The sequence below is a fragment of the Streptomyces sp. Ag109_O5-10 genome (genome assembly GCF_900105755.1).
GTDB lineage: Bacteria > Actinomycetota > Actinomycetes > Streptomycetales > Streptomycetaceae > Streptomyces.
Window position 1 is genome coordinate 4263739 of the sequence record NZ_FNTQ01000001.1, and the last position, 17614, is coordinate 4281352.

The 17614-nt window shown below is 72.7% G+C and carries 19 protein-coding genes; 11 read left to right on the top strand and 8 right to left on the bottom strand.

Annotated elements, in window-relative coordinates; translation table 11 throughout:
* The first annotated feature begins 46 nt into the window (after positions 1 to 46).
* A complete protein-coding gene (locus tag BLW82_RS19470; protein WP_093500198.1) occupies positions 47 to 415 on the top strand; it encodes a VOC family protein in 369 nt (122 codons plus the stop codon).
* A 35-nt stretch (positions 416 to 450) separates the two neighbouring features.
* On the opposite strand, the gene BLW82_RS19475 is transcribed toward BLW82_RS19470, so the two are convergent.
* Entirely contained in the window at positions 451 to 1662 is a 1212-nt protein-coding gene (locus BLW82_RS19475) for an alkaline phosphatase (protein ID WP_093508145.1), read from the bottom strand.
* A gap of 337 nt (positions 1663 to 1999) precedes the next feature.
* Between BLW82_RS19475 and BLW82_RS19480 the strand changes: the two genes are divergently transcribed.
* Positions 2000 to 2212: a hypothetical protein gene (locus BLW82_RS19480; protein WP_093500200.1), complete on the top strand. Its 213-nt coding sequence runs from the start codon at positions 2000 to 2002 to the stop codon at positions 2210 to 2212.
* A gap of 62 nt (positions 2213 to 2274) precedes the next feature.
* On the opposite strand, the gene BLW82_RS19485 is transcribed toward BLW82_RS19480, so the two are convergent.
* The 4 genes from BLW82_RS19485 to BLW82_RS19500 form a co-directional block, all read right to left on the bottom strand.
* Positions 2275 to 2784: a sialidase family protein gene (locus BLW82_RS19485; RefSeq protein WP_256215877.1), complete on the bottom strand. Its 510-nt coding sequence runs from the start codon at positions 2782 to 2784 to the stop codon at positions 2275 to 2277.
* Between the two features lie 229 nt (positions 2785 to 3013).
* On the bottom strand, positions 3014 to 3211 hold the full coding sequence (locus BLW82_RS19490; protein WP_093500201.1) for a hypothetical protein: 198 nt from the start codon (positions 3209 to 3211) through the stop codon (positions 3014 to 3016).
* Between the two features lie 150 nt (positions 3212 to 3361).
* Positions 3362 to 3637 (bottom strand): hypothetical protein, encoded by a 276-nt coding sequence (locus BLW82_RS19495; protein ID WP_093500202.1) that lies wholly within the window; start codon positions 3635 to 3637, stop codon positions 3362 to 3364.
* Positions 3638 to 3914: 277 nt separating this feature from the next.
* The gene (locus BLW82_RS19500; protein WP_093500204.1) at positions 3915 to 4499 is read right to left on the bottom strand and encodes a TerD family protein; all 585 of its coding nucleotides are present in this window, start codon (positions 4497 to 4499) and stop codon (positions 3915 to 3917) included.
* 271 nt (positions 4500 to 4770) lie between these two features.
* On the opposite strand from BLW82_RS19500, the gene BLW82_RS19505 reads away from it, so the two are divergent.
* A complete protein-coding gene (locus BLW82_RS19505) occupies positions 4771 to 6036 on the top strand; it encodes a serine/threonine-protein kinase (RefSeq protein WP_093500206.1) in 1266 nt (421 codons plus the stop codon).
* A gap of 94 nt (positions 6037 to 6130) precedes the next feature.
* On the opposite strand, the gene BLW82_RS19510 is transcribed toward BLW82_RS19505, so the two are convergent.
* Positions 6131 to 7318: an acyltransferase family protein gene (locus BLW82_RS19510; protein WP_093500208.1), complete on the bottom strand. Its 1188-nt coding sequence runs from the start codon at positions 7316 to 7318 to the stop codon at positions 6131 to 6133.
* A gap of 363 nt (positions 7319 to 7681) precedes the next feature.
* On the opposite strand from BLW82_RS19510, the gene BLW82_RS19515 reads away from it, so the two are divergent.
* The 8 genes from BLW82_RS19515 (at position 7682) to BLW82_RS19550 (ending at position 16646) form a co-directional block, all read left to right on the top strand.
* On the top strand, positions 7682 to 8512 hold the full coding sequence (locus tag BLW82_RS19515) for an ANTAR domain-containing protein (RefSeq protein ID WP_093500209.1): 831 nt from the start codon (positions 7682 to 7684) through the stop codon (positions 8510 to 8512).
* Positions 8513 to 8641: 129 nt separating this feature from the next.
* Positions 8642 to 9256 carry a DUF1326 domain-containing protein gene (locus tag BLW82_RS19520; RefSeq protein ID WP_093500211.1) on the top strand — a complete coding sequence of 205 codons (615 nt, stop codon included), beginning with the start codon at positions 8642 to 8644 and terminating at the stop codon, positions 9254 to 9256.
* Entirely contained in the window at positions 9253 to 10011 is a 759-nt protein-coding gene (locus tag BLW82_RS19525; RefSeq protein ID WP_093508146.1) for a DUF2182 domain-containing protein, read from the top strand. The genes BLW82_RS19520 and BLW82_RS19525 overlap by 4 nt, the downstream gene beginning before the upstream one ends.
* Positions 10012 to 10287: 276 nt before the next feature.
* Positions 10288 to 11643, top strand: a complete 1356-nt coding sequence (locus BLW82_RS19530) for a beta-1,3-glucanase family protein (protein WP_093500213.1) — start codon at positions 10288 to 10290, stop codon at positions 11641 to 11643.
* 172 nt (positions 11644 to 11815) lie between these two features.
* Positions 11816 to 12475, top strand: a complete 660-nt coding sequence (locus BLW82_RS19535; protein ID WP_093500215.1) for a zinc ribbon domain-containing protein — start codon at positions 11816 to 11818, stop codon at positions 12473 to 12475.
* A 208-nt stretch (positions 12476 to 12683) separates the two neighbouring features.
* Positions 12684 to 13874: a permease gene (locus tag BLW82_RS19540; protein WP_093500217.1), complete on the top strand. Its 1191-nt coding sequence runs from the start codon at positions 12684 to 12686 to the stop codon at positions 13872 to 13874.
* A 34-nt stretch (positions 13875 to 13908) separates the two neighbouring features.
* Complete coding sequence (locus BLW82_RS19545; protein ID WP_093500219.1) at positions 13909 to 14826, top strand: class I SAM-dependent methyltransferase; 918 nt, start codon at positions 13909 to 13911, stop codon at positions 14824 to 14826.
* 224 nt (positions 14827 to 15050) lie between these two features.
* On the top strand, positions 15051 to 16646 hold the full coding sequence (locus tag BLW82_RS19550) for an adenosine deaminase family protein (protein ID WP_093508147.1): 1596 nt from the start codon (positions 15051 to 15053) through the stop codon (positions 16644 to 16646).
* Here BLW82_RS19550 and BLW82_RS19555 read toward each other — a convergent pair.
* Positions 16643 to 16960, bottom strand: a complete 318-nt coding sequence (locus tag BLW82_RS19555; RefSeq protein WP_093500221.1) for a hypothetical protein — start codon at positions 16958 to 16960, stop codon at positions 16643 to 16645. The two genes, BLW82_RS19550 and BLW82_RS19555, sit on opposite strands and share 4 nt — an antisense overlap.
* The gene (locus tag BLW82_RS19560) at positions 16957 to 17586 is read right to left on the bottom strand and encodes a SigE family RNA polymerase sigma factor (protein ID WP_093500223.1); all 630 of its coding nucleotides are present in this window, start codon (positions 17584 to 17586) and stop codon (positions 16957 to 16959) included. The genes BLW82_RS19555 and BLW82_RS19560 overlap by 4 nt, the downstream gene beginning before the upstream one ends.
* Positions 17587 to 17614 lie beyond the last annotated feature (28 nt).

The window sequence follows — 17614 nt, forward strand, 5'->3', positions numbered from 1 at the left end:
CATTCCTCCGTGTCAGGAATCTGACACACAGAGGAGGAGTCTCACCATGCCCGCCACCGGCCCCGACTTCGTCTCCCTCCAGGTGCGCGACCTCGACGTCTCGCAGGCGTTCTACGAGCGGTACCTCGGCCTCGTCCGGTCGCCCGCCGGGCCTGCGCACGCCGTCGTCTTCGAGACCAGGCCGATCGCGTTCGCGCTCCGCGACGTCGTCCCCGGCACCGATCTCGCATCCGTCGCCCAGCCCGGCATCGGTGCCGCGATCTGGCTCCACGCCACCGACGTCCAGGCCATCCACGACACACTCGCCGCCGACGGCCACACCATCGTCTCCGCACCGATCGACGGCCCCTTCGGCCGCACGTTCACCTTCGCCGACCCCGACGGCTACCAGGTCACCCTCCACGACCGCACCTGACAGGCCGCCCCGGAGACCGTCGGTCAGCGCCTCGTTCAGCGGCGCGTCAGGGCCTGGCGCAGCACGTCGTACACGTAGGTGTTGGGGTGCTTGCCGGAGAAGCGGTCGGACAGCGGGCCGGCCGCGGTCACCGGGACGTCCACACCGGTGTGCCCGGACGTGGTCCAGTCGATGGAGAAGCTCTTGTCGCTGCCGCGGATGCTGAACGGACCGTCCTCGGCCGAGATGCCGGTGCCGGACTCGTCGGTGGCGTCCGAGTCCTCGACGGCCAGGCCGCCGGTCTCGTGGTCGCCGGTGACGACCAGCAGGGTGTCGGGGTGGGTGGCGACGTAGGCACGGGCCACGGCCACCGCCTTCTCCAGTTCCCGCATGGACTGCAGGACGCGGGTGCCGTTGTTCGAGTGGGCGAACTCGTCCACGCCCTCTTCCTCGACCATGAGGAAGAAGCCCTTCTTGTTCTTGTCCAGCGCGCTCAGGGCCTTGCTGGTCATGGTGGAGAGACCGACCACCGGGCTGTACACGTCGCCCTGACCCTCGGCGCGCTGCTGGAACATCTCCTCGTTGGCGAAGAGACCGAGGAGCTTGCCGCCCTTGGCGCGGCTGAGCTGGTCCGCGCTGGAGACGTAGGAGTAACCGGCCTTCTGGGCCTGGGCGATGAGGTTGCCCTTCGTGCCCTTGCTCGCCTCGGACGGGTCCTCGGCGGGCTGGTCCCTGAACGCGCCGGCGCTGCCCGCGGGCAGCCACCAGTCCTCGCCTCCGCCCAGGATGACGTCGGGCTTGCTGACCTCGATGTACTGGCGGGCGATCTCGTCCTGCGCCGAACGGTTGGCGGTGTTCGCGAAGAACGCCGCCGGCGAGGCGTCGGTGACCTGCGCGGTGGTGACCAGGCCGGTGGCCTTGCCGGCCGCCTTGGCCTGCCGGCCGAGGGTGGCCAGCGGGTTGCCGTGCACGTCGACGCTGATCGCGCCGTTGTAGGTCTTCTCGCCCGTGGCCCACGCGGTCGCCGCGGCGGCCGAGTCGGTGACGACGGCCTTGGGGTCGTCCGGCTCGGTGGTCAGCTGGCCCGAGGCGGGGAGCGCGTCCATCGCGAGCCGGCCGCCCATGCCGGTCAGGTGCAGGCGGGCGGCCTGGCGCGTGGCGGCGCCCATGCCGTCACCGTTGATGAAGATGACGTTCTTGGCGGTCGGGGCCTTGGCCGAGGCCTGCGCACCCGAGGCCGACGCGCCCAGCGTCGGGTTGACCACCATCGTCGCGACCGCGGCGGCGACCGCGGCGGCTGCGGGTGCGGCGAACCGCCGAGCCCTACGGACATCCAGGGACACAGTGCCCTCCATTGCTGTTCTTTTCCATTGCTTGACCGTGAACATACGTTCCCTTTGGGGGATTTTGACCAAGAGCGGATTGCCAGGACACGACGAGATCGCCACCGGGAGGTGAAGGCGCAGGCCCCGGCGGGCCGTCCGCGGGCAGACATCGCCCCTCCGGCGCTGTCACCCGAATGGCGGAACATGGCGTGCCACCCGAATGGGTGAAGATCAAGCTGGCTAGTGCCCCGACCGAGGCAGTACGTGAAAGGGGAACCACATGCGTATTCGACGAATCCTCGCCGCCGTCGTCGCCACGGCGGCCCTCGCCGGACTCGGCCTCACCGGCGCCGCCTCCGCCTCCGCCGCCACCCAGGGTGCCCGCTCGTACGTCACCCCATCCGAGTGCAGGCAGGGCGGCGGAACGCCCGCGATCAACGAGGCGGGCAACTACTGCAAGGGCGGCACGCACAACGGGGAGCAGGTCGACTGAACCCCACGTGGCGCCCCGCAGCCACGCGCCGCGGGGCGCCCCCGCACGCGGTGTCGCATCGGTCAGCCGGTGCGGAAAGTGCCGGTGTAGACGTCCGTACGGTGCTGTGGTGCGCCGGAGTCGGCCTCGGTGAGCACCGCCCGTACGCCCTTGCCGTCCGCCGCCAGGCCTTGGTAGTCGCCGAGGAAGTAGCCCCTGGCGAACGGCGCCCGCAGCCAGTCGAAGACCCGTGAGATCCGTCGTTCGGTCCGGGACTTCGGGTCCCCGTGCCGCAGCGTGGCCAGTTGATGGGCGGTGGGCAGGGTTGTGGTGTTGCCCGGCTCCAGGAAACGCAGGTCGTAGTAGGTGAGCGCGACCGTGCCCCGCTCGTCGACCGCGATCGACGGGGAGAAGGCCGCAACGCCCTCGGGGCTGATCGGCACCGGGGTCCCCCAGGGGCGTCCGCCGTCGGTGGACCGCACGAGCTGGACGGAGTCGAACCTCCCAGCGGAGAAGTCCGAGCCCTCGTAGGCCATGTACAGCGTGCCCGTCCAGGGGTCGACGGCCGGGCTCGGCAGGGTGGACCCGGCCACGGCGACCGGGGCGCTCCAGGTCCTGCCGGCGTCGGCGCGTGCCGGTCGGCTCCTCGGATCGTCCTGTTACGGCGCGGTCTCCGCGCAGGTCCGCGGAGAGCGTCGGGTGCCGGTCGGCGAGGCCGGCGGGACCGCTCGTCTTCCGCGTCCGTTCCGGACGGCGGCGGGGGCGGCCTTCAGGGGCGGTCCACCCGACGGTGGACCGGTTGCCCAGCCGTGCGGCGAACGGTCAGGTGATCGCCTGCGTGGTCCCGTCCGGCAGCTGGCAGGCGTAGCCGGCGTAGGCGCGTGCGACGACCTGTCCGCCGGCGGCCGTGCAGTCGTCCCTGGAGATGTTCGGAGACGAGGCGGCCCCGGCGCCGACGGCACTCACGCCGACGAGGGTGGCCGCGGCCAGGACGAGGCCCAGGATTCTGCGCATACGCATGACGTCCTCCTCCTCTCGGGCGCCTCGGTTCGGCCTTCGGGAGGGACAAGTCCCAGGACGACGGCGCCCTCTTACCCAGCATGGGCGCTCCGCATGGGGCCCGCGAGGCGGGACGGGAGGTCGGCCGGCGGCTGTCGTCGCCCCGGTCGGCTAACGCGGTTCGTGGGCCGCCGCCCGGCAGGCACCGGTCGCGGCGCCGCCCGCCACTCCGGCACCGGTCAGCCCGGTCACACAGCTCTGCAGGTCTCCGACCACGCCACGGCCGCAGGCCGCTGTGACGGCGTCGGACGCGGTGGCGCCCGCCAGTTCGGCCATCCGCGTGCAGGCGGGGATGTCGGCGTGGGCGGCGGGAGCGGCGAGGACCGCGCCACCGAGGGTGAGGCTCAGGCCGGTGAGGGCACCGGCGATACGGGTCGACGTGCGCATGGGACGCACCTGCCTTCCGGGTCGGTCGCGCGGTCCTGGTCCCGGCGGGCCGACAGTGCCCCGGACCGACCGGCACGCACTCGGACCTCCGCTCGCGGGCCCCGCACTCTCCAGCGTGGCATCCTCTCCGCCGCCCGTCCTGGGCATCCGAGGGGCGGCCGCATCGAGTGACCGCGGGTGCGCGCGGCGCGCGGCAGCGTTCGGGTCTGTGCGGCAGGGCGTCGCAGCGGCGGCCGAGGGGCGCCGGCGAGCCCTGCGCGTCCAGAGTCCAGACGTGCTACTTGCTGACGGCGAAGCGCATCAGGGCGTGTTCGTCGCCCTGCTTGATCTTTCCCGTCACGTTGATCACCTCGAGCTTCCAACTGGCGCCGACCCTCAGCGCCTTGGCCACGGCGCATCCGTTGTCCTGGGTGAGCAGGCTCGGCCAGATGTCGGCGACCTGCTGGGAGCTGCCGCCGGTCGCGTCGTAGACCTTGAAGCTGATGTTGCGGGCCTTCTGGAAGGAGCTGCCCTTCTTGTAGGCGGCGGCCACGAACACTATCGACGTGATGTTGGGCGGGATCCGGGCGAACTCGACGGTCACCGTCTCGTCGTCGCCGTCCCCGCGCCCGGTCTGGTTGTCGCCGCTGTGGACCAGCGAACCGTTGCCCATGGGGTCGAGTGAGTCGAGACCCGCCAGGCGCACCGGGTCGCCGCCCTGCATGGCGATGGCGATCAGATCGAGGTCGGTGCCGCTCTGACGGCGCAGCTTGCCCAGCACGCCGCCACTGCTGCCCGCGGTGGGGTCCCAGGAGACCCCGATGGACAGATGGGTCACCCCGTCCAGGTCGGCCGGGCCGTCTTCCTTGGTGAGTGTGATCATGTGTGGCTCATTCTCGTGGCGAAGGGACTTCAACACGCAGAGTGTGCCTGGCACCTTCGCGGTTCCACAGCACGGGGCCATGAGCGCGCTTTGCGCACAGTCACACCCATATTGCCGTCGGCCCGGTGCGGCCGGACGGCAGAACCAGCAAGGGAGCCCGCCGCCCGCCGGTAGAGTGAGGAAGCTGCGGCATCCCACCAACACCCGTTGCGCCTGAGGGACATGGCCGGCAGCGGTCGAGTCGTCTCACGGTGTGAGGGTGAAGCAACAGGTGCTGATAGCGGGCCGGTACCGGCTGGAGACCGCCATCGGGCGAGGCGCGATGGGAGAGGTCTGGCGGGCGTACGACGAGATGCTCGGCAGACCGGTGGCGGTCAAGCTCCTGCTGGCCCAGAACACCGATCCCACCGCCGCCGCCCGCTTCCGCCTGGAGGCGCAGACCGCGGGCCGGCTCCGGCATCCGCACGTGGTCGGCGTCGTCGACTTCGGCGAGCAGGACGGCCGTCTGTTCCTGGTGATGGAGCTGGTCGAGGGCGACAGTCTCCAGCACGTGCTCGCGCAGGCGGGATCCCTGCCGGCCGAGGAGGTCGCCCGTATCGCCGCCCAGGCGGCCGCCGGGCTGGCCGTCGCACACGAACAGGGCATCGTGCACCGGGACATCAAGCCCGGCAACCTCCTGCTCGACGCCGTCGGATCCGTGAAGATCGGCGACTTCGGCATTGCCCGCTTCATGGACGACCCGGCCGGCGGGCTCACCGCGACCGGTCAGATCGTCGGGACCAGCCTGTACATCGCCCCCGAGCGCGCCCTGGGCCAACCCGCCGGACCCCCGTCCGACGTCTACTCGCTGGGCTGCGTGCTCTACCAGCTGCTCACCGGACGGGTGCCGTTCCACGCCGCGAGCGCCATCGCCGTCCTCCACCACCACCTCGACACGCCACCCGTGCCGCCGCGCGAGCTGGGCATCGCACTGCCGCCCGCCTTCGAGAACTACCTGCTCGGTCTCCTCGCCAAGCGGCCCGAGGACCGCCCCACGGCGAGCCGGACGGCCGAATGGTTCGCCGCGGGCTCCTGGCGAGGACGCCCCGAACCCCTCCCGGCGGCCACGCCGCGCCGCGAACCGGAGTCGCGTCCGGGCAGTTCAGCGGCGCTCCCGGGAACCTGGCCCGGGACGGACACGGCCCCTGGCTCCGTCACCACCTACGCCTTCCCGTCCGCCGGGGCCGCCGCTCCGGTCCTCCGGGCCCGGCGCCGTCAGCGGACGGGCGGCGGCGCGCTCTCCACCCGCCGGTCCAGGGCGCTGAGCGCCCTCGCCGCTCTGGTGATCTTCCTCGGCGCGCTGCTGCTCGGCCTCGCGTGGTTCTCCCCCGACCAGAGCTCGGCCGACACCCCGCCGGCGGACCGGACGCACAGCGCGAGCCCGGCCCTGGTGCCCGGGACCGGCAAGAGCGACGGCCCCGACAGGCAACGAGGCGGCCCGGACGGGCAACGGGGCGGCCCGAAGGGGAAGACCGAGCACGGCGACGGCGAGGACTGAACCCGCCCCACGGCAAGCGGCGAGAGCCTTCACAACCGCTGCGGCGGCCCGGCGGCGACGACGGTGGCAGCAGCGCGCGGGAGGGCGGCCCGGCTCAGGCCGCTGCGACGACAGCGGGCTCCGGCCGGCGCACACGGACCCGGCCGCGTCGCAGCAGGGGCCGTTCGACGAGGGCGTACGAGGCGAGGGCCGCGAGGAGCGTCACCGTGAGGCCCGCGAAGAGCAGCGGGCCGCCGCGCAGACCGAGTTCGGAGAGCAGCCGGATGAGGGGGTAGTGCCACAGGTACATCCCGTAGCTGAGGTTCCGTCCGACCCAGGCCGGCACCGCCAGCGACAGCAGGCGGGCGGGCCAGGACCGCGGGCACAGTTCCAGCGCGGCCACCACACAGGCCGACAGCACGGCGGCGGCCAGGAAGCCGACCGTGTACCAGAGGGGGTTCCACCCGCTCGGCCCGGTGATCGGGATCTGCCAGACGATCAGTGCCAGCAGCGCGAGGGCCGGCCAGCACAGCCGTCCCGCCCACCGGCGCAGCACCGCCAGGCGCGGGTCGTCGGCACGCAGCCGGGCCAGCACGAGGGCCAGCAGGGCGCCGACGAGCAGCTGGTCGGCGCGGGTGTCGGGCCCGTTGTAGATGCGGTGCGCCGCCGTGGGAGCCCAGAGCGCCGTCCGCCAGATCACCGGAAGGACGCAGAGCACCGCCACCCAGCACAGCACCACCCGGGCACGCCCGCGCCGCAGCAGAACCAGCAGCAGAAGCGGCCAGGCCAGGTAGAACTGCTCCTCCACCCCCAGGGACCAGGTGTGGCCGAACGGCGCGGTGAGACCCGAGTACGCCCCTGGCTCCCCGGCCCGGACGAGATTGACCGCCGAGCCCGCGGCGAGCGCGACCGCCGTCCACACCCCGCGGAACAACGGCAGTGCGAACGCCACGGCCAGCACGGCGGTGACCGCGCACATCACCAGCAGGGCCGGCATCAGGCGCAGCCACCGCCGCCGGTAGAACGACCACAACCCGATGCGACCGGTGCGGGCGTACTCCGCGACCAGCAGCCGGGTGATGACGAAACCGCTGATCGTGAAGAACACGTCCACGCCCACCGAGCCGCCGGGCAGCGGGTCGGGCAGCACGTGGTACACGATCACCAGCACCACCGCGACGGTACGCAGTCCGTCCAGCCCCGTCACCCGCCCGCCGCCGCCACGCAACGCCGACGAGAAGCCCCGCCCGTCCGGGGCCGGCTCCGTGACCTCGGTGGTCGTGCTCCGACAGAGAGTGCTCATGACGGCTGCGTCTGCCCGCGCGCCGCCGGATCACACGGATCCGGTCCGCCTCCCCCCGGTCACGTGGCGCAACCCACAGGTGAGCAACCGGTGTGCCGGGACTGATCCCGCGTCCTCGTGAAGCGCTTTCCACCATGGGCAAGCGCACCCGTCCGGCGAGGCCGCGCCGAAGGGACACCCGCCCTCGACGAGAACGGGAAGACCGTCCCGGCCCCGTAGCCGATTCGTACCGTGGCGTCCGTGGGCCCCGGCGTCCGTGGCCCCCGGCGAGCGAGGTGGCGCGTGCCACAGGCGGACATGCCCGCGGGGAAGGCGGGAAGACGTGCGGTGCGCAGGGGTTGGGTCGGATCAGGAGCTGTGTGCATGAGCGAGAATTCCGGTGCGCCCGGACCGCGTCCGGGAGAACACGGGTCCGGGGACGCCGAGCAGCAGGCGATCGACGCGCGGAACAGGAAGCTGGCGCGTGCCGGTGTCGCCCGGGCCGAGCGGCTCCTCGTCTCCTCGTACCGGCTCTCCTCGGAGCAGGAGGCGTTCGACCTGCTGCGCGGCGCCTCCCAGCGGTTCAACGTCAAACTGCACACCCTCGCCGAGACGGCCGTGCACCTGCCCGCGCCGCGGCCGGGCGACTCCAGCTGGGTGCCGGGCCGGCCGCGCCCGGCCGCGCCGCCGCTGCCCGTCCTGGGCGCCCGCGAACGCCGGCTGGCCGACGACAGTGCCGTCCTCAAGACCGCCCTGCAGCGCACCCTGCACATCACCGGTGCCGAGATGGGCAACGTGCAACTGGTGCAGAACGGCATGCTCCGCATGGAGCACCACACCGGGCTGAACGGACGCTTCACCGACTACTTCGCCTTCGTCGACTCCTCCACCACCTCCTGTGCGCAGGCCGCGGAGCAGACCCGGCAGGTCACTGTCGAGGAGGTCGCCGCCTCCGACGCCTTCGACGAGACCGCGCGGTGGACGATCCTCCAGACGGGCAGCCGCGCCTGCCACAGCGCCCCGCTGCTCAGCCCGAGAGGCACCGTCATCGGCATGGTCTCCTCCCACCACGACCGGCCCCTGCCCCACCTCACCGCCGAGCAGTCGGCGGCACTCGACCAGCTCGGCAGGCAGGTCGGCCGCTGGCTGGTCTGGCACCGCAACACCACGGTGATCTCCGCCCTGAACCACCTCCACACCACCGCCACCCGCTGACGCCCACCGGCACCCGCCCGCCGCTGATCTGCGCGACAGGGGCCGTCGGGAATAGCCTGAGAAGGAGAGCGGTACCGGACAGAACGGACCCTCCAGTGGCGTTCCCTGCACGGAAGGGGAGGTGCGGCCATGCCCTGGAACCTGAACGGCACCTACCTGGAGAGTTGCAACTGCGACGTGGTCTGCCCCTGCACCACCTCGGGTCTGACCGCGCCGGCCGACCACGAGCGCTGCCAGGTGACCTTCGCGTTCCATGTGGACAGCGGGACCGTGGACGGCGTGGACGTCTCCGGCCGCAATGTCGCCGTCTTCGTCGACGCCCCCAGGGTGATGGCCGACGGTGGCTGGCAGGTGGCCGTGTATCTCGACGCCTCGGCCGACGACCGCCAGGCGGAGGCCCTGGGCAGCGTCTTCTGCGGTGAGGCCGGCGGGCCGATGGCGGCTCTCGCGCCGCTCATCGGCAAGTTGCTCGGTGTGGAGCGGGTTCCCATCGAGTACCGCGACGACGGCCGCCACCACTCCGCGCGGGTGGGCGACGTCATCGACGTGGAGATCGAGGACCAGGTCGCCCCGCAGTTCGGCCCGGACGGGCCGGTCATGCACCTGACCGGCATGTTCCACCCGGCGAACAGCACACTGGCCATCGCGCGGTCCGCGCGGGCGCGGGGCGGTGGCGTGTACGGCCGGTCCTGGGACTTCTCGGGTGGCAACGGCCACTCGGCGCCCTTCACGTGGTCGGCGTGACCGGTCGGCCGGTCACCGTCCGCGGCGGGGCGGCCCCCGCCGGACTGCTGCTGGCCGTGGCGGCCGCCGCCTGGGTCTGGGTGGTGACGCGCTGGGGCGGCATGCCGGCGATGCCGGGCACGATGGGCCTGGGCCCGGCCGCCTTCCTGGCCGTGTGGACCCTGATGACGGCCGCGATGATGCTGCCCGGCACGGCGCCCGTCGCCGCGCTGTACGCGCGTACCATCACCGCGCACCGGACGCCGCGGATGATCGTTTTCACGGCCGCCTACCTGCTCGTCTGGGCCGCGGCCGGGCTGCCTGCGTACGCGCTGGCCGCGGGCCTGGGCCGGGCGGGGGGCCTGCCGGCCGCGACGGGTACCGCGGTCGCCGCGGCCGTCTTCTTCGTCGGCGGCGCCTACCAGCTCACCCCGCTCAAGGAGCGCTGCCTGGCGAAGTGCCGCTCGCCGGTGGGGCAACTGCTGCGCTACTCCTCGTACCCGGGGCGCTCTCGTGATCTGCGTGCCGGAGTCCACCACGGAGGCTTCTGCCTGGGCTGCTGCTGGTCGCTGATGGTGCTGCTGGCGGCGTTCGGCGTGATGAACCTCTGGGCCATGGTGGTCCTGACCGGCGTGATCACGGCCGAGAAGCTGGCTCCGGCCGGCCACCTGATCGCCCGTCTCGTGGGGATCGCCTCGATCGCGCTGGCCGTCGCCGTCTTCTGGTTCCCGGAGCTGGCTCCCGGGCTCACCGGCGGCGGCAGGGCCGGGATGTAGGACCGGTGCGCAAAGGTCCGTACCGGATGCGTCAAGGGTTGTAAGGGCGGTCCGGATCCGGGCCGTTCACGTGGTCGGGAACCGAATGCGACGGCCGCCGGGTGCGCGGCACCGGGGCCGGGATCAGCGGCGTGTGGTCCGTGGGGCCGCAACGCGATTGATTTCGGCTTCAGTTGTTGACGGCGGGCAGGGACGGGTCTACAACCCCAGGGAGCGCTCTCACATCTGCCGTTGCTCCATCCCCCCGCACGCCGAACCGGCCTGAGGAGACTTCGCATGCAGAGTTCCGTCGGCGCACCCACCCGCAGACCGCCGGCCACCGCCTTACGCCCACGGCTGGCGCTCGGCCTGGTGGTCGCCCTGATCGCCGCCTTCTTCGCGGTCCTCGCCCCGTCGCCCGCGCACGCGGCCGACCAGTTGCTGTCCCAGGGCAGGCCCGCCACCGCCTCCTCGACCGAGAACGCCTCCTTCCCCGCGAGCGCGGCGGTCGACGGCAACACCGGCACCCGCTGGTCCTCGGCCTTCGCCGACCCGCAGTGGCTCCAGGTCGACCTCGGCTCCGTCCAGCAGCTCAGCAGCGTCACCCTGAACTGGGAGGCCGCCTACGCGAAGGCCTTCCAGATCCAGACCTCCACCGACGCCGCCACCTGGACCACCGTCTACTCGACCACCACCGCCACCGGCGGCACCCAGAACCTGGCCGTCACCGGCAGCGGCCGCTACGTCCGCCTCTACGGCACCGTGCGGGGCACCCCGTACGGCTACTCCCTGTGGGAGTTCCAGGTGTACGGCCCCGGGTCCACCACCCCGCCGGACGACTTCTGGGGCAGCACCGGCGACATCCCGGCGGCGCACAACGCCGTCGAGGTGAAGATCCTCAACCGCACCAACGGCAAGTACCCCGACAGCCAGGTGTACTGGAGCTTCAACGGCCAGACGCACTCCATAGCCGAGCAGCCCTACCTCGACATGCCGGCCAACTCCGCGGGCCGCATGTACTTCTACCTGGGCTCGCCCACCAGTTCCTACTACGACTTCATCGAGTTCACGGTCGGCAACAACGTCTTCAACGGCAACACCACCCGCGTCGACGCCTTCGGCCTGAAGCTGGCCATGCGGCTGCACACCAAGGACGGTTACGACGTCGAGGTGGGCGAGAACCGGCAGACCTTCGCCGAGGACCGCGCCACCACGTTCCAGCGGTTCATCGACGCGGTGCCGTCCCAGTTCGACGTGCTGGCCCAGACCCAGGCGCCGTACCGGATCATCGCGCCCGGCAGCGACCCGAGCTTCCGCGCGGGCGGCGCCAACGCCAACTACTTCACCTCGTACGCCCAGTCGGTGGGCGTGAACGCGGCCACCTCCGACATCTTCGGCTGCGCCGCGTCCCTGGCGTCCGACCCGAACACGTGCGCCGCCCTCAACCGGCACGTCGCCACCCTGCCGGCCTCCCAGCAGTCCGACCCGGCCCAGTTCTACACGGCGGCACCGGCCAACTACTACGCCAAGTTCTGGCACGACAACGCCATCAACCACCTCGCCTACGGCTTCCCCTACGACGACGTGGCGGGCCAGTCCTCGTTCATCTCGCACGCCAACCCGCAGTGGCTCCTGGTGGCGGTCGGCTGGTAGCCGGTCCGACCAGGCCCGCAGGGCAGAGCAGAACAGAGCCGTGGCCAGGGGCAGCCGTCCCGGGCCACGGCTCTGGCCATGGCCCGAACTCGGCGGCTTTGGCCAGAACCGGCACCGTTTCCCCTGCGTCGTACCGCATGTCTGCCGATGGCCTGAACTGTGGGGGGACCACATGAGCGCCGAGATCTACTTCAGCAACAACTACCGGGACCTGTGCGAGCGGAACGGGACCGGTGCCGGCTTCCAGTTCGAGTTCTCCTGCTCGCGCTGTCACGACACCTGGCGCTCACCGTTCGAGCCGTACGCCGGGGAGCGGGCCGCCACCTGGCTGCGCAAGGGGGTCGACGTGGCCTGGGGGATGCTCGGCCGCACCGGCACCGGCCTGACGTCGGCGGCCGACGGGCTGGCGGGGGCCGGCTACGGACGCTCCCGCGACGAGGCGTTCCAGCGGGCGATCGACAACGCACAGGGTCACTTCAACCGCTGCGCCCGCTGCACCGACTACGTGTGCGGCCGCTGCTGGAACGCGGCCCAGGGCCTCTGCCTGCGCTGCGCTCCGGACACGGCCGCCGAGGCGATGGCGGCCCAGCAGCGCGGCCTCAACGACATGGCCTCGCAGCGGGCGTACGCGGCCGGGCAGCAGGCCGGACAGGGCTACGACCCCGGTACGCCCCGCCAGTTGGTCTGCCCGCAGTGCCGGACCGAGACGCACGGTGCCGCCTTCTGCTCGGGCTGCGGCTACCGGCTGGCCCAGTCCGAGCAGTGTTCCTCCTGCTCCGCGGTGGTGCCGGACGGGGCGGCCTTCTGTCCGGGGTGCGGCTCACGCAGGTAGCGCCCCGGCGCCGTGGCAGCGGCCGAGCGGGGCCGTCGTGGAGCGCTCGGGAGCAGGCGGCCGTCGTGGCGGCGAGGTCCGACGTGGTCTCCGAGGCGGAGGCCACTGCCCCCGACGTCACCGCCCGGATACCGTGGCACCACTGGCCCATATACCCTCTGGGGGTATATAAACGGTGGGTCGTGATCGGCTGCGAAGGGCGGACACCATGCATGCCGTCGGGCACGCGCTCTCCATCGCCGGGTCGATGACCTGGGAGATCACCTGGGCGCTGATCCTCGGCTTCACGCTCTCCGCGGTGGTGCAGGCGGTGGTGCGCCGGGAGACGGTGGTACGGCTGCTCGGGGACGACCGGCCCCGTACGCTCGTGCTCTCCGCGGGGCTCGGCGCCGCCTCCTCGTCCTGCTCCTACGCCGCCGTCGCGCTCGCCCGCTCGCTGTTCCGCAAGGGCGCGAACTTCACCGCGGCCATGGCCTTCGAGATCGCCTCCACCAACCTCGTGATCGAACTCGGCGTGATCCTGGCCCTGCTGATGGGGTGGCAGTTCACCGCGGCGGAGTTCGTCGGCGGCCCGGTCATGATCGTCGTCCTCGCCGTGCTCTTCCGCGTGCTGCTGCGCGAGCGGCTGCTGCGCCAGGCGCGGGAGCAGGCGGAGCGCGGGCTGGCGGGCTCGATGGAGGGGCACGCGGCGATGGACATGTCCGTGGGCGGCGAGGGCGGCTTCGTCCGGCGGCTGTTCTCCCGGGACGGGTTCACGTCGGTCTCGCACATCTTCGTCATGGAGTGGGCGGCGATCCTGCGCGACCTGGTGGTGGGACTGCTGATCGCCGGGGCGATCGCCGCCTGGGTGCCGGACGACTTCTGGCAGAGCTTCTTCCTGGCCGGCCATCCGCTCGCGGCCAAAGTGACCGGGCCGCTGATCGGCCCTGTGGTGGCCATCGTGTCGTTCGTCTGCTCCATCGGCAACGTGCCGCTGGCCGTGGTGCTCTGGAAGGGCGGCATCAGTTTCGGCGGCGTCATCGCCTTCATCTACGCCGACCTGCTGATCCTGCCGATCCTCAACATCTACCGGAAGTACTACGGCGCCCGCACCGCCGCCTTCCTGCTGGGCACCTTCTACGCCTCGATCGTGGTGGCCGGCTACGTCGTGGAAGTCGCCTTCGGGGGACTCGGGCTGATCCCCGACCAGGCCGACGCGAAGATCCCCGACGAAGGGATCAGCTGGAACTACACCACGTACCTCAACATCGCCTTCCTGCTGCTGGCCGCCGCGCTGGTCGTACGGTTCCTGCGCACCGGCGGCCGGGCGATGCTGCGGATGATGGGCGGTTCGCCGGACGGGCACGGTGGGGAGCATCAGGAGGGGCACGGGCATCCGCACGGCGAGCACCATCCGTGACCGTCCAGAACGCAATCCTGCAGGGGGAGATCACGTGGACCCGAGCCGCGACCTCGCCGTCGCGCCCGCCGTGCGTGCCGTCTACGGGCCGCAGGACCTCAGCTCCGCACCGGCGTTCGCGGGCGGGTTCATCAACTTCGGCCACTGGGCCGGTATCCCGCTCGACCGTCCGCTGACCGCCGAGGACCGGGTCCGCAGCCAGCGCGACCTCTACCGACTGGTGTTCGGCGCCCTCGACGGGGCGGACACCCGCGCCGTCGAGGTGGGCTGCGGGCTGGGGGTCGGTGCCGCGCTCGCGCTGGAGGAGTTCGGCTTCGCCGCGGTGACCGGCCTCGACATCCACCCCGAGCAACTGGCACGGGCCCGCCGGGCCAACGCCGGCCTGCTCGCCCGCGCGCCGGAACGGCTGGGTTTCGCGCACGGGGCGGCGGAGCGGATGCCGTTCGAGGACGGCCGCTTCGACCGGCTGTACTCGGTGGAGGCCGCTCAGCACTTCCGCGACCTGACCGCGTTCGCCCGGGAGGCCACGCGTGTGCTGCGGCCCGGCGGGCGGCTGGCCGTCACCAGCTTCTTCCTGCCGGCCGGCGCCGAGGACGCGGGCGGCGAACTGGCCGCGCGGCTGGAGAGCTTCGCGTCCGGCCTGGACGTGGCCCACCCGCTGGCGTCCCTCCTCGACGCCCTCGTCGGCGCCGGCCTGACCGGCGTACGGGCCGAGTCGATCGGCGACCAGGTCTGGCCGGGCCTGGACCGCTTCCTCGCCGGCGTCGAGCTGCCCGTGCAGTGGCCGCGCAACTTCCTGCCGGCCTACCGCGACGGCCTGCTGGACTACTACGTCGTCACGGCGGACCGCCCGGCCGTCACGACGGACCGCCCGGCCGTCACGACGGACCGCCCGATCGTCACGACGGACCGCCCGGCCGTCACGGCGGACCGCCCGCCGGACGGCGCCTGAGTCCGGGCGGTCACCGCGCGGCGCTGCGCCCGCTCGGGTGGCTCTGCGACGCGTGCCGCGTGGCTGTCCGGCCGCGACCGGACCGACTTGATGATCATCGGTCCGTGACGACCTACGACGGCGCTCGCACCGCCGGCCACCCGCGCCGCACGGCGCCCGCCGGCGCAGCCGCCGCCCCGCGCCGGGGCCTCGCCCGCACCCCCGCCCGCGCCCTCGCCGCGGCCCTGCTCCTGCTCTGCTGCTCCCTGCTGGCCTGCCTGCCGGCCGCACCCCCCGCCGCGGCGCTTCCCCGCCCCGGAGCCGCCCCACGCCCGGCGACGGACGCCGAGGCCCGCACGGACGCCTACCTGGCCGCGCTGCGGACGGCGGGCCCGGACCGCTCCCGGGCCCTGCGCAGGTTCTTCCTGAAGCTGCCCAAGGGCGGCGACCTGCACAACCACCTCTTCGGCGCGGTCAGGACCGAGTACCTGATCGCGCTCGCCGCCGGGGACGGGCTGTGCATCGACACGGCGACGCTGACCGCCGTCCTCCCGCCGTGCGGCCCCGGCACCCGGCCCGCCGCCGACGCCCGCGACGACCGTGCCTTCCGCGAGGCGATCCTGCGCGCCTGGTCCATGTATGGCTTCCCGCCGGACCGCAGCGGCCACGACCACTTCTTCGCCACGTTCGACAGGTTCGGGCTGGTGCCCGCGCTCCACCCGGGCCAGGTGCTCGCGGAGGTCGCCGACTCGGTCGCGGCGCAGCACCAGTTCTATCTGGAGACCATGGTCAACCCGGCCTCCGACCGCGCCGAGCAACTGGCCGACGAGACCGGCTGGGACCCCGACCTTCCCGAGACGTACGCGCGGCTGGCGGCGGGCGGCCGGCTCGACCGGGTGGCCGCCGAGGCCCGCCGCGCGACGGACGACGCCGAGGCCGGGTTCCGGACCGAGGCCCGCTGCGGCACCGACCGGCCCCGCCCCGGCTGCCGGCTCACCCTGCGCTACGTCTACCAGGCCTTCCGCGGCGAGTCCCGCGAACGCGTCTTCACCGAGCTGGCCCTCGGAATGCGGCTCGCCGAGACCGACCCCCGCTTCCTCGCCGTCAACCTCGTCCAGCCCGAGGACGGGCCCGTCGCCCTCGCCGACTACACCGTGCAGATGCGCATGGTGCGGTTCCTGCACACGGTCTACCCGCGGGCCCATGTCACCCTGCACGCGGGCGAGTCGCGACCCGGCCTGGTCGACCCCGAGGACCTGCGGTTCCACGTCCGGGAGGCGGTGGACATCGCCGGCACCGAACGCGTCGGCCACGGCGTCGGCCTTCGCCACGAGGACGACTGGCAGCGGACGGCCCGTACGATGGCCGCCCGGCAGACCGCCGTCGAGGTGCCCTTCACCAGCAACGCCCAGATCCTCGGCGTGCGCGGCGCCGCCCACCCCTTCGACACCTACCGGGCGTACGGGGTACCGGTCGTCCTGGCCACCGACGACCCCGGCGTCTCCCGCACCGACATCAGCCACGAGTACCAGTACGCCGCCGAGACCTACGGCCTGACGTACCCGGAGCTCAAGGACCTGGCCCGCGCCTCCCTGCAGTACGCCTTCCTGCCCGGCGACAGCCTGTGGCAGGGCAACCCCACCCGGCACGGCTACCGTCCGGTCGCGGCCTGCGCCGGGCAGCTCCCCGGCAGCGGGCGGGCGCCGGGGGCGGAGTGCCGGGCGCTGCTCGGCGCGAGCGCGAAGGCGGCGGTGCAGTGGCGTGAGGAGGCCGCGTCGGCGTCGTTCGAGCGGACGTTCGGACGGGCGGCGGACGGCACGGGCGTGCCGTCCGCCGCCTAGCGAGAGACGGACGGCACGGCGGACGGCACCACGGGCGGGACGGTGGAGGTAGGGGCGACCGTGGGGCTGGAATGCTGTGCGGGTGGTGCCGGGCGGGGGCGGTCCGGGGTGTTGGAGGACAGCACGAGGACGACGACGGCCGCGGCGGCCGCTGTGGCGGCGACGGCGACGGACAGCACCCGCCGGATCCGTCGGGTGCCCCAGGTACTTCCGGCAGGCGGGCGGGCCGGTGACAGGTCGTGGGCACTGATGAGCTGCCCGCGCGCTTCGAGCGCCGCGCGCAGCCGCTCCTCGAGCGGCGTCCGATGGCTCATCGGTCCACCTCCAAAAGCTTTTCCAGAGTGGCGAGCGCGCGGCTCGCGGTCGACTTGACGGTGCCACGGGACACGCCGAGGGTCTCGGCGATCTGCGCCTCGGTCAGGTCGGACCAGTACCGCAGGACCAGCACCTCGCGCTGGCGCGCGGTGAGTCGGGCCAGCGCGTCGAAGACCTGCCGGTGCTCCTCGGCGAGCAGCAGCAGTTCGTCGACCGGCGCTCCCGGACCCTGGTACGGCGGGGTGTACGCGCGCGCGGTGCGCCGCCGGCGCAGCACCGAGCGGGCGGCGTTGACCACCGCGGTGTGGAGGTAGGCATGCGCGTCCTGGAGGTCGTCCAACCGTTCGCCGTGCCGACGGCAGACGGCGGCGAAGGCGTCCTGGACGACGTCCTCGGCGGAGTGCAGGTCGTCCACCAGGAAGGCCGCCAGCCGCACCATGTCGAGCCGCCGGGTCCGGTACAGGTCGGCGAGTGTGGGGGCGTCCTTCTCGCCGTCCCGGTCCGCCACCGAACGCAGGTGCCGGAACCGTCGGCCGGGGAGCGGCACGTCGGACGCCGGAGAGGGGGTTGTCCCGGCACGGCGCATGAGCCGGGCCCACCAGGGCAGGGCAAGGGTGAGCTGCATCGTCCTCGTTCACCTCAGGGGTACGGCG

Bases quoted from the DNA above. Each gene is read 5' to 3' on its own strand.
- BLW82_RS19470 (WP_093500198.1), top strand. From the start codon at position 47: ATGCCCGCCACCGGCCCCGACTTCGTCTCCCTCCAGGTGCGCGACCTC.
- BLW82_RS19475 (WP_093508145.1), bottom strand. From the start codon at position 1,662: ATGGTGGTCAACCCGACGCTGGGCGCGTCGGCCTCGGGTGCGCAGGCC.
- BLW82_RS19480 (WP_093500200.1), top strand. From the start codon at position 2,000: ATGCGTATTCGACGAATCCTCGCCGCCGTCGTCGCCACGGCGGCCCTC.
- BLW82_RS19490 (WP_093500201.1), bottom strand. From the start codon at position 3,211: ATGCGTATGCGCAGAATCCTGGGCCTCGTCCTGGCCGCGGCCACCCTC.
- BLW82_RS19495 (WP_093500202.1), bottom strand. From the start codon at position 3,637: ATGCGCACGTCGACCCGTATCGCCGGTGCCCTCACCGGCCTGAGCCTC.
- BLW82_RS19500 (WP_093500204.1), bottom strand. From the start codon at position 4,499: ATGATCACACTCACCAAGGAAGACGGCCCGGCCGACCTGGACGGGGTG.
- BLW82_RS19510 (WP_093500208.1), bottom strand. From the start codon at position 7,318: ATGAGCACTCTCTGTCGGAGCACGACCACCGAGGTCACGGAGCCGGCC.
- BLW82_RS19515 (WP_093500209.1), top strand. From the start codon at position 7,682: ATGAGCGAGAATTCCGGTGCGCCCGGACCGCGTCCGGGAGAACACGGG.
- BLW82_RS19520 (WP_093500211.1), top strand. From the start codon at position 8,642: ATGCCCTGGAACCTGAACGGCACCTACCTGGAGAGTTGCAACTGCGAC.
- BLW82_RS19530 (WP_093500213.1), top strand. From the start codon at position 10,288: ATGCAGAGTTCCGTCGGCGCACCCACCCGCAGACCGCCGGCCACCGCC.
- BLW82_RS19535 (WP_093500215.1), top strand. From the start codon at position 11,816: ATGAGCGCCGAGATCTACTTCAGCAACAACTACCGGGACCTGTGCGAG.
- BLW82_RS19540 (WP_093500217.1), top strand. From the start codon at position 12,684: ATGCATGCCGTCGGGCACGCGCTCTCCATCGCCGGGTCGATGACCTGG.
- BLW82_RS19555 (WP_093500221.1), bottom strand. From the start codon at position 16,960: ATGAGCCATCGGACGCCGCTCGAGGAGCGGCTGCGCGCGGCGCTCGAA.
- BLW82_RS19560 (WP_093500223.1), bottom strand. From the start codon at position 17,586: ATGCAGCTCACCCTTGCCCTGCCCTGGTGGGCCCGGCTCATGCGCCGT.